The sequence below is a fragment of the Algoriphagus sp. genome, from assembly GCF_029254265.1.
Lineage (GTDB): Bacteria > Bacteroidota > Bacteroidia > Cytophagales > Cyclobacteriaceae > Algoriphagus.
In genome coordinates this window covers 1-10,268 of record NZ_JAQWXX010000083.1, presented here as the reverse complement: position 1 = coordinate 10,268, position 10,268 = coordinate 1, and the positions used below count along the sequence as shown (strand labels likewise).

Below are 10,268 nucleotides of genomic sequence, written 5' to 3'. Positions count from 1 at the left end.
TTGCAGTCAAGTTCAGTTTGGAAGCTTTTACTGAACTCTATGACTCCTTGACCTTTAAATATATCCATTTTGAGCGTTTGAAAAGCTATAAATATATGCAATTAAAAGGACACCTCTACAAGTTTTTATAATTCGGTTGTATTTACTTTTTTAGTACAATCATGTCTATTCGTAAAATTCTCATTTTCTTAATTATCACTTTCCAGTGTTCTATCTCTTTCGGCCAAAGTTTAGAATATCTGAATCATCTTCATTATCCCGTATTTGATACGAGTAAATACGATTATGAGTATTTGCGAATTATCTCCGAAAAGAATGGAGTAATCCATACTCAGATTTTCAATTTGGATACCATAAAAGTTTATCATTCTACAGCTTTAATTGATACGAATCGTACCAAGGTTAGTGAAAGAATTTTAGGTTATTATTCCGATGGGGAAATGGAATTTAACAAACGATTTGACTATCAAAATGACGTTTTAGAAGAAAAATATTACTATCCAAGTGGTGAATTGAAAAGTGAAATATCCATTCATTCTGGCGAATTGTTGTCTGAAGTTTACTACGCTGAAAGTGGAGAGAAGATGCCCAAGCCAATAATAGAAGAAGCTTCTCCAAAAGGAGGGATAAATGGATGGAATCAATATTTGATGAAATCTCTTCGATATCCTCAAGAAGCAAGGAATGCAAAAGCTCAAGGAACGGTCATTCTTGCAATTGAAATAAATGAATTAGGCGAGATTCTAAATGTACATGTTGGAAATGCTGAACAAATCCAAAAAGCCCTTTGGCAAGAGGCGGTGAGAGTTATCAAGGATTATCCTTACAAATGGAATCCTCAAAAAGAAAATGGAATGCCTGTTCGAACAGAGATAAGACTTCCTTTACGCTTTAAATTGAGTTACGGAATAAAAGCTGAGCCATTTAGCTAATTCTAAGTTTTAGGTCTCAAAATCCACTGCTTATATAATTCTCGTTTTGAGCTTCATTTTTATAGCTAAATTCAGGCATGATTAAACTGATTGAATGTCCTCGTGATGCGATGCAGGGTCTTCCTGATTTTATTGATACAGCTATCAAGGCCGCATACATCAACCAATTATTGGAAGTAGGATTTGATACGATTGATTTTGGGAGCTTTGTGAGTCCGAAAGCTATTCCACAAATGCGGGATACAGCAGAGGTTTTAAGTCTTTTGGATTTACATAATTCGAAAAGCAAACTTCTCGCAATTATTGCAAATGTACGTGGAGCAGAGGATGCCCTTACTTTTTCGGAAATTGATTATTTGGGATTTCCACTTTCCGTATCAGAGACTTTTCAGCAGCGTAATACCAATGCATCCATTGCGCAAGCTCTGGAAACCGTAGAAGAGATTCAAAATCACTGTGAAATTAAGGGGAAGACTTTGGTGACTTACCTCAGTATGGGTTTCGGGAATCCTTACGGTGACCCATATTCTCCGGAATTGATTGCAGAATTTGTGAATCAATTGGATAAGATTGGGATCAAAATTATCTCGCTTTCTGATACCATTGGAATTGCCAATCCGGAATCCATTCGAAGTTTATTTGAAGTAAATGTTTCCTCGTTCCCTCATATTGAGTTTGGTGCGCATCTTCATTCGACTAGAGATACTATTCCGGAAAAAGTTCTTGCTGGTCTTGCAGGAGGATGTCTGCGATTTGATGGAGCTTTAAAAGGCTTCGGAGGTTGCCCAATGGCAAAAGATGAATTGGTAGGTAACATGGCGACTGAAGTGATGATTGATACTTTGGAGACAGTTGGTGAAAAGCTTGAGCTAAATAAAGCAGAACTGGCTGAAGCGATGAAACTGGCTAATTACGTCTTTAATCCAGTTATCTGATGGCAAATAAGGACGTTCAACAAAAAGTAAAATCACTTCGATTACTTCGGGTTTTACATCGCTGGTTAGGAATCCCATTAGTTCTTTTTTTCTTCGTTATCGGTATCACCTCTATTTTGTTAGCTTGGAAAAAGAAAGCAGAATTACTTCCGCCTACTTTGAAAACTAAGGTCGAGTCTTCAAAAGACTGGATTTCTCCAAGTCAAATGGTAGAAATTGCAATGAAAAAAATGGATTCCATGAATCAATCAAATTTGGTGGATCGAATTGATATCAGACCTGATAAAGGAATTGCTAAAGTGACTTTTCAGACGCATTTTACCGAAGTACAATTAGATGGTTTCTCAGGTGCAGTGCTTTCTATCGGAACTCGTCATTCGGATTGGATTGAGAAAGTCCATGATGGAAGTATTGTGGATTATTATTTTGGTGGGACGGAGACCTCTAAACTGATTTATTCAACCTTGACCTCGTTTGGATTGATTTTAATGAGTTTTAGTGGTTTTTATTTATGGTATTTCCCTAATGTTATTCGTAAGATGAAAGTTGGAAAGTGAGGTATGAAGGCTGCTAAAATGGTCGATTTTTAAATATCTATTTGATAAAAATTAGAGACATATTAGAGAGATTTTGGAATTAATAACCGTCTGAATAATTGAAATCCAATAAATCTTCAACTTTTTAATACTTCCAATACCCTTTCGGGGGTAAAAGGTAAATGCCTCAATCTCTTTCCAGTTAATGCCAAAAAAGCATTCGCAATAGCACAAGCGACCATCGGAGTGGCAGTTTCTCCGACACCCTCCGGATGCGTATCTGAAGCGATCAATTCTGTTTCAATTAGATCTGGAATATCTTCCATTCGCAACAATTGATAATCATGAAAATTAGATTGCTGCACTTTTCCATCAATAATTGTGATTTGTTCTTTCAGCGCACTGCTGATTCCCATCATAATACCTCCTTCCATTTGGGCTTTGACATTATCAGGATGAACGATTACTCCGGCATCCAAAGCAACCCAAAAATTATGTACGTTAATTTTTCCAGATTCCCGATCAACTGAAATCTCACATACTCCCGAACCTAATGAACCGTGCTCCACAAAGGCAACTCCTTTTGCTCTACCAGATTCTGTTGGTGTATTCCAATTTGAAATCTGCTCGACTTTTTCTATAGTTGCCAAAGCTCGGGGTGAATTTGATAAAAGCCCTTTTCTAAACTGAATCGGGTCTTTTCCCTGATCATGTGCGATCTCATCCAGCATACATTCAATCGCAAATTTGTTTGGACCATGGCCTACCGATCTCCAGTGTTTTAATCGAATTCCATTACTAGCCTCTCTCCATTCTACAAATTGATTAGGAATGTTATAATGTGAATTGTTTGTTCCACTTGCTACAAGATTTCCCCCATCACCCACAACCATGTGAGAAAATCCTGATAGATTTCCGTCTTGATCGGTATTTGCTTCTATTCTTTGTAAGGATAAAGGCCGGTAAGCTCCATAAGTAAGATCATCCTCTCGAGTCCAAATTAATTTCACTGGCAAGGGAGCCATTTCTTTGGCAAGTGTTGCACATTCTTCTACAAAGTCATTCATACTTCTTCTTCCAAATCCGCCGCCCAAATACTGCAAGTGTACTGTTACCTTTTCTGGATCAATACCTAGTATAGCTGGTACACCTAATTTGGTATCAAAACCCTGCTGACTTCCCACCCAAACTTCTGCTGCGGATAAGTCTTCAGAAACTTTCACCACTGCATTGAGAGGTTCCATTTGGGCATGGTAGATGTAGTCATTTTTGAAATCTGCCTGGTAAGTTTTACTTGCAATTTTCTTTGCCTGCTTTACATTTCCTTTTTCTTCCAAGATTTGACCTTGTGTGGTACGAGATGCAATTTTCTCATACTCAGAATATATTTCTTGAGAATTATGGCTTGAAGCCTTGGAATTGCTCCAATCAATGGAAAGGATTTTTTTTGTTGCTAAGGCATCTTCAAGCGTGCTTGCAATTATCCCAATTCCATATTCTAAACTGATTAGCTTCAAAACACCGCGAGAAGCCAAGACTTGAGTTTCATTCAGTAGGGTGGGTTTGGAACCATGAAGATTACCTCTTTCTATCACTCCATATACCATATCAGGTAATCTGATATCTATTGAAAATTTTGCTTTGCCGTTAACTTTTTCAGGAATATCAGTTCGGTTGATTTTTTTACCTACCCATTCAAAGTCTTTGGGATTTTTCAATTTATCCTCAGAAAAATCCGGTAGAGACCCAGGCATTTCCAAAAAAGAAACTATTTCACCATACTCGATTTGCCTATCACTTTTCTCATGGATTACATTGCTTTTTGAGGTAGAAAGTTCAGAAATTGGAACATTCCACTCTTTTGAAACACTGGCTAAAAGCACATACCTGGCTTGTGCTCCGGCTTGACGCATAGTCATGTAATAACTATTGGTTGTTCGGCTGCCCACGGTAAACATCAATTTACTTCCTGGTGACCAACCTGGTGATCCATAGATTTCTGATTCCTGTGGAGAAAATTCCACAGATACCTTTGACCAGTCGGCATCCATTTCTTCAGCAAATAGTAAGGGTAAAGAAGTCATCGAGCCTTGTCCCATTTCTGAAGCAGGATTAAAAATAGTGATATCACCATTTTCGGCAAGTTTTACCCAAGCTGTGATGGGATGCTTAGCAAGTACCTCTTTGATTTTTTCTGGACTGGAGCAAGAGACGAGTTGAGGTAAAATACCTGAAACCCCAACAAAGAGTGCTACTCCACCTGTTGACTTCAAAAAATCTCTACGACTATAGCTTGATTTTAATTTCCCCATGATATTAACCTTTTGACGTTATTTCGTTAGAAGCTGCAATTTCAATCGCTTTTATAATCCTGAGATAGGTCCCACATCGACATAGAATTCCATTCATTTTAGACTTTATCTCGGCTCGACTAGGATTGGGATTTTCGTTTAATAGAGCTGCAGCCTGCATAATTTGTCCGGATTGACAATAGCCGCATTGAGGGGCTTGGGCTTCAATCCAAGCCTTTTGTAGGGGATGGTCACTATTCTCAGCTAATCCCTCAATAGTTTTTATCTTTTGGCCATCAGAAAAATTTTCTACTTGTAAGACGCAAGCTCTCATCGGGACATTGTCTACGTGAATGGTGCAAGCACCACATTGGGCGATTCCGCATCCATACTTGGTACCCGTTAATCCTAAATGCTCACGAATCACCCAAAGTAAAGATGTGCCTTCTGCGACTGCTACCTTATAGGTCTTTTCGTTTATTTCAAGTTTGTAGTTTGGCATTACTTAAAATCGTTTAAAGTAAAATACTGGAATTACCGGAAGGAAACCTATCAAATGTGATGGAATAGAGTTTCCTCTATACTAGCGGATTAAATTCAAAAAGTAAAGAAACAAGCTCGATGTAGTTTAACCTGAGCTGGTAAAGTGACTTTTTAGTGCTCTAAATTTCCCGAAAGGGTGAATATAGTATCGAATTAATATCCCAATAATTTATATTTCTTACCGGGGAGTGATTTAATAAGACCTTCAAACTCCAGGCTCAAAAGTAATGATGCAAGAGGACCTAGAGGGATTTCTGTGCCATAGCAGATTTGATCTATTTCTGATTCATTTTTATCCATCAGGAATTCTATGACTATTTTTTCATCAGAATTTCTATTACTAAGATCTAAAGCAGGTTTTTTAACTTCTTTTTCTCCAGGTTTCACCCAAAAAAGTGCCTCAGCAATATCTCCAGGGCCGGTATAAATATTGGCCTTCATTTTCTTGATCAGTTGATTACAACCTTCGCTAAAAGGAGATTGCAAATTCCCCGGAACAGCAAAAACATCCTTATCATAACTGTAAGCGATTTCTGCGGTAATCAAAGCACCGCCTTTTTCTGCCGCTTCCACCACAATTAAAGTATCCGAAAGGCTGGCAATTATCCTGTTTCGAGCTGGGAAATTGCCTGGAGTCATTTTAGATCCTGGCGCATATTCACTCATTACCAGACCGGTTTCTAAAATGGATTCTGCTGTTTTTCGATGGACTGCAGGGTAAATTTGATTTATTGGAGAGCCCATTACCGCTACGGTGGGTAGTCCAACAGCTAAAGCTGCTCGATGAGCTTCGATATCTATTCCATACGCCAAGCCTGAAATGATTGCCGGTTGATAAATAGCTAAATCTTCGATGATTTTTCGAGTGGCACTTTTTCCATAAGTTGTTGCACTGCGAGTACCAACTATTCCGACAGATCTGTCAAAATTTAAACTTCCGGAGCCTTTGGCAAAAAATAAAACGGGACTATCCTCTTGGACCTTGAGTCGAGTGGGGAAATCCGAATCCAAAGATGTGAAAATCCGATAGCCTGACTTCTCACAGCTTGAAATCAGTTCATCTGCCTTTCTTAGTAATTCCTGTTCCTGATTTCTAAGCTCAAGTAATTTAGTCCCGACTTTAGGGGTTTTTAAAACTTTTCCCTTGGGCAGACTAAAGAAGTTCTGAGCTGATCCAGCATAAGCTATAATAGCTTTAAAGATGCCAGGCCCAATCTTAGGCGCAAGCGCAAGTGCAATAAAGTAGCGTAATTCCTCAGGATTGGGACTTGGCGTTGTATTGGTCACGGATAGAGATTAAAAAGTCTTTGATTTCTTGAAGTTTCTGAACAGCAACAACCTTGTCAAACCCCTGATCTGTGCCCGCTTTTATCACTTCCTGAGCTCCTTGAAGAGTATATCCTTTCTCCTTTACCAAATGGTAAATGTATTTTATTTTTTGAATATCGGGCTTAGTATATCTTCGATTTCCCTTTCGGTCTTTTTTTGGATTGATGATATCAAACTCACCTTCCCAATATCGAATTAATGAAGGAGCTACCTTGAACATGGTTGCTACCTCTCCGATAGAATAATACTTTTTCTCTATGTCTCGCTCTTTGTATGGCACGGTCAAAATTGGCTTAAACTCTAAATTAATGAAAATGCAATACTTTGCTAAGCTTCAGTAAACTATAAACAGAAAAAAATTATCGATTCAAAAGCTGAAGGATATCGACTGCTACTAAACCGGCTGTTTCTGTCCGAAGTCTGCTTCTTCCAAGTGATACAGGAAGGAAGTTTTCTTTGATTGCCATGTGTATCTCCTCTGTAGAAAAGTCACCTTCAGGTCCGATTAAAATCAAGTAATTTCCTTTCGCTTTAGCGACATCCATGAAGTGGTTCTGATGATTATCATCTACATAAGCGATAAATCGCTGATTTTCTATTTGTTTGTTAGATTCAATCAATTCCTTCAGCGAGCGAATAGAGTTTAGCTTTGGAATTCGATACTTCAAGCTTTGTTTGCAAGCAGAAATAATTTTCTTGTGAAGTCTGTCCGTTTTTAAAAAAGATCGCTCAGAATTCGAGGTTTGGATCAATGATAATTCATGAAAGCCGATTTCAGTAATTTTTTCGATCATCCACTCCATTCGATCGGGGCTTTTGGTTGGGGCTATTGCCAAATGAATGTGAAAATCGTCTTCTGGGATTTCAGTTGTTTTTAACACTGAAAGTATGGATCCCTTTGGGTCAGCTTTTGAAATGACACAATCAAATAATTCTCCCTTTCCATTGGTTACGGATACCTGGTCGCCAGCTTTTTTGCGAAGTACCTTGGTTAGGTGTTTTGATTCTTCTGTGTCAAATTTAATCTCAGGAGGTTGACAATTTTCTTGAAAAAATAGCTGCATGGGGTCTTTGATTGATTAAAAACAAAAAAAGCACATTTCTTAAAGAAATAAGAAATAGAGTAATTTAATTTTTTTAAGGCTTTTAAATCAAAATATTGATGCTTTTTTTCATAATTTGTTACACATCTTGTTACACCAAATAGGACTCAAATTAATTTCTAAAAATATTACTACTCATTATGAAGGATAAAAATAGGAAACTTTTTTTTCTAAGATCGCCAAATGCCGATTTAGATGATAGGAATACATTAAATCTTCGATTTCGTCTCAAGTCCGCAAATAAAATGAAAAATAAAGGACTTGGGATTTCCCTGCTGACAAAAGACTGGGATCAAGAGAATCAAAGAGTGACGAGAAAAGCAGTTGACTCGGATTCAATAAATACAAAATTAACAAAAATTGAAGCTAAGTTTAAAATTATGGAAGAAGATGATCTCACTGATCAAAACATTGATTTAATTGTGGAAAGTGTCATTCAAAACATTGATATTGATACGGTTAAAAACAACAAATTACTTTTTGTTTCTATTTTTGAAGAAAAAATAAGTGAATATTCTTCCAATTTAGCCACTTTACCTAATACCCTCCAAAATTATAACACTGCCTTGGCAAGGTATAAAGCGTTCGAAGTTCATATTAAAAGTCGATTAACAATTGCTGTATTTTGTAGAAATCCCCAAAAATTATTTAGGGAGTACATTTCTTTCGAAAGAGATCAGGGAAGGTTGGATTCGACAATAAAAAGTAAATTAAAATATTGGAATATTTGTATTAATGCTTACAATGAAAATAATAACATAAAAATACCTTCACTTAATTTAAAAAAATTTCAATGGATTAAACGAGAAGTTGAAAAAGTTTACCTTACAAAAGAAGAAGTTAGCATTTTATACGATTTTGCACTTGATACCGAAACAAATCCTGCACCTGAATATTACAGGGACGGAAAAAAAATCAAATTCCTTCTTTATTTTTTGTTTAGATGCTTTTCGGGAATGAGGATTTCTGATATGACTTCTGTAAAATGTCAAAAAGAAAAACTTGATCCATTAAAAAATTCTTCATTTAAATACTTTGCTCAAAAAACTAAAAAATATGTTGAAGTTCCTCAATTAGGCTATTCTTACCTTTACAATATTGCAGCCGAATTAAATTTTAAATTTCCAAAAAAGACTTATTCTCAAATTCAAAAATTAGAAAAAGAAAACGTCAATGAATTTTACACTGCAATCATTGGGGATAGAAGGAAATTTTCAATTTTAACTCAAAATCAAGAAGAGATTTTCCCAGTTGCAGGAAATATTAAAACGCACTCGGCAAGGAGGTCCTTTGCAAAAATGGTTTATGAGGAAAATAAGGATATTCATTTTACTAGTAAGTTATTAGGGCATTCCAGCATCACTCAAACTGAAAAGTATCTTGGTCTCAACCTAAATGAAAAGTTTCCAATCTATGAAGGTTTTAGACTTTAATTCAACAAACTACCCACTTCTAATTCAACAACATCAAAAAATCTTGATTGGAATTCGTCCAGTGTGATTTCTTTGTAGGTGAGTTTGGCTTCTGGATTAATTGAGTAATCTCGAATAAATTGGCGAGAAGTGTATGACCTGCTTTTCCATTCAATTAAGCCGTTGTAAAGCTCTAAAACTGTAGTATAATACTTATGTCGTCTTAGGAAATAATAACCTTCTGTAGAGTCCAGAAAATCGAATATGTGGATTATATATACCTTTTCTTCGACAATGTATTTTGGTTTTCTTGATTCCACAATATCCATGTAATCTGATCTTCCTACCAGCCAGCATTCTTGTACTTTGTGCCAACTGCCTCCACAAAATGCCTGATTTATCTCGTCAAGAAAAAATAAATCAGTAAAATTCACAATACATTTATTCCCAAAGTAACCTTCAATGAACTGGATTAAATCATCGTTCCCGTCATCGAAAGATTTCAATTTTTGCCCCTCCACATAAAGTTTGCCTTGAGAAATAAGGTAGCAAAAAAGGGTTACTCTAACAGGCTGAGAATGTTCATGAACCATCCAGCTTCTATCTGAATCCCAAATACCAGCATATCCATCCATCAATTTAATAAAGTGATTCAGTTCAATTTTAGGGAGATTCTGCAACGGAAAAGTCATCATTAAAATTACTGAAACTATCTCAAAATCAGATAATACAAACTGATGAAGATTTCGTCATTTTTTTAAGTGAAATCCCGTATCCCCTACGATTTCCTATAAATTCTCTTATCGTTGTGGTAGATACGATTTCAGTTACCATTATATTTCTATTTCGAGCAACTGATTCTTTGCCTTCATTTTCGAACCGATATATTGAATCATTTCTATCGGAATTTTTAACAATGTTCCGATTAACCATTTCTTCTAATCTTTCTTTTAATTCAGAAGTAGCACTTAAGGCGGATTGAATATTTTTCTCTTTTAATTGCTTTTGAATAAGATCGTTGACTACAGATAAGTTTTTCTGTTGATTAATTTGACTTTCAATAAAAAGTAATATGTATATCCGCAAAGATGCCAGTAGCCAAATAAGTTAGAAGTGACAGCCAGTGACAATCGCTTTCTTGCGATCTTAACGGGTACTAAATTAGGTCAAAATAAACGGTTTTGACC

General features: G+C 36.4%; 10 protein-coding genes. 4 read left to right on the top strand and 6 right to left on the bottom strand.

Features of this window, described 5'->3' with window-relative positions:
* Nucleotides 1-161 precede the first annotated feature (161 nt).
* The 3 genes from P8O16_RS12730 to P8O16_RS12720 all read left to right on the top strand — a co-directional run bounded on the left by P8O16_RS12730 (nucleotide 162) and on the right by P8O16_RS12720 (nucleotide 2,424).
* A complete protein-coding gene (locus P8O16_RS12730; RefSeq protein ID WP_300315496.1) occupies nucleotides 162-932 on the top strand; it encodes an energy transducer TonB in 771 nt (256 codons plus the stop codon).
* Nucleotides 933-1,009: 77 nt separating this feature from the next.
* Nucleotides 1,010-1,867: a hydroxymethylglutaryl-CoA lyase gene (locus P8O16_RS12725; protein ID WP_300315493.1), complete on the top strand. Its 858-nt coding sequence runs from the start codon at nucleotides 1,010-1,012 to the stop codon at nucleotides 1,865-1,867.
* Nucleotides 1,867-2,424, top strand: coding sequence for a PepSY-associated TM helix domain-containing protein (locus P8O16_RS12720; RefSeq protein ID WP_300315490.1), 558 nt, complete (start codon nucleotides 1,867-1,869; stop codon nucleotides 2,422-2,424). Before P8O16_RS12725 ends, P8O16_RS12720 begins: the two co-directional genes overlap by 1 nt.
* 116 nt (nucleotides 2,425-2,540) lie before the next feature.
* Here P8O16_RS12720 and P8O16_RS12715 read toward each other — a convergent pair whose 3' ends face one another.
* The 5 genes from P8O16_RS12715 to P8O16_RS12695 all read right to left on the bottom strand — a co-directional run bounded on the left by P8O16_RS12715 (nucleotide 2,541) and on the right by P8O16_RS12695 (nucleotide 7,630).
* Nucleotides 2,541-4,715 (bottom strand): molybdopterin cofactor-binding domain-containing protein, encoded by a 2,175-nt coding sequence (locus tag P8O16_RS12715; RefSeq protein WP_300315487.1) that lies wholly within the window; start codon nucleotides 4,713-4,715, stop codon nucleotides 2,541-2,543.
* A 4-nt stretch (nucleotides 4,716-4,719) separates the two neighbouring features.
* Complete coding sequence (locus P8O16_RS12710; protein ID WP_300315485.1) at nucleotides 4,720-5,196, bottom strand: (2Fe-2S)-binding protein; 477 nt, start codon at nucleotides 5,194-5,196, stop codon at nucleotides 4,720-4,722.
* A gap of 194 nt (nucleotides 5,197-5,390) precedes the next feature.
* Nucleotides 5,391-6,524 (bottom strand): DNA-processing protein DprA, encoded by a 1,134-nt coding sequence (gene dprA / locus P8O16_RS12705; RefSeq protein WP_300315482.1) that lies wholly within the window; start codon nucleotides 6,522-6,524, stop codon nucleotides 5,391-5,393.
* Nucleotides 6,493-6,846 carry a MerR family transcriptional regulator gene (locus P8O16_RS12700; RefSeq protein WP_075350697.1) on the bottom strand — a complete coding sequence of 118 codons (354 nt, stop codon included), beginning with the start codon at nucleotides 6,844-6,846 and terminating at the stop codon, nucleotides 6,493-6,495. Before P8O16_RS12700 ends, dprA begins: the two co-directional genes overlap by 32 nt.
* Nucleotides 6,847-6,925: 79 nt before the next feature.
* Nucleotides 6,926-7,630: a 16S rRNA (uracil(1498)-N(3))-methyltransferase gene (locus P8O16_RS12695; protein ID WP_300315477.1), complete on the bottom strand. Its 705-nt coding sequence runs from the start codon at nucleotides 7,628-7,630 to the stop codon at nucleotides 6,926-6,928.
* A gap of 179 nt (nucleotides 7,631-7,809) precedes the next feature.
* Between P8O16_RS12695 and P8O16_RS12690 the strand changes: the two genes are divergently transcribed.
* On the top strand, nucleotides 7,810-9,102 hold the full coding sequence (locus P8O16_RS12690) for a tyrosine-type recombinase/integrase (RefSeq protein WP_367182811.1): 1,293 nt from the start codon (nucleotides 7,810-7,812) through the stop codon (nucleotides 9,100-9,102).
* Here the strand turns inward: P8O16_RS12690 and P8O16_RS12685 are convergent.
* On the bottom strand, nucleotides 9,099-9,716 hold the full coding sequence (locus P8O16_RS12685) for a hypothetical protein (RefSeq protein ID WP_300315471.1): 618 nt from the start codon (nucleotides 9,714-9,716) through the stop codon (nucleotides 9,099-9,101). The genes P8O16_RS12690 and P8O16_RS12685 overlap by 4 nt on opposite strands.
* Nucleotides 9,717-10,268: the final 552 nt, after the last annotated feature.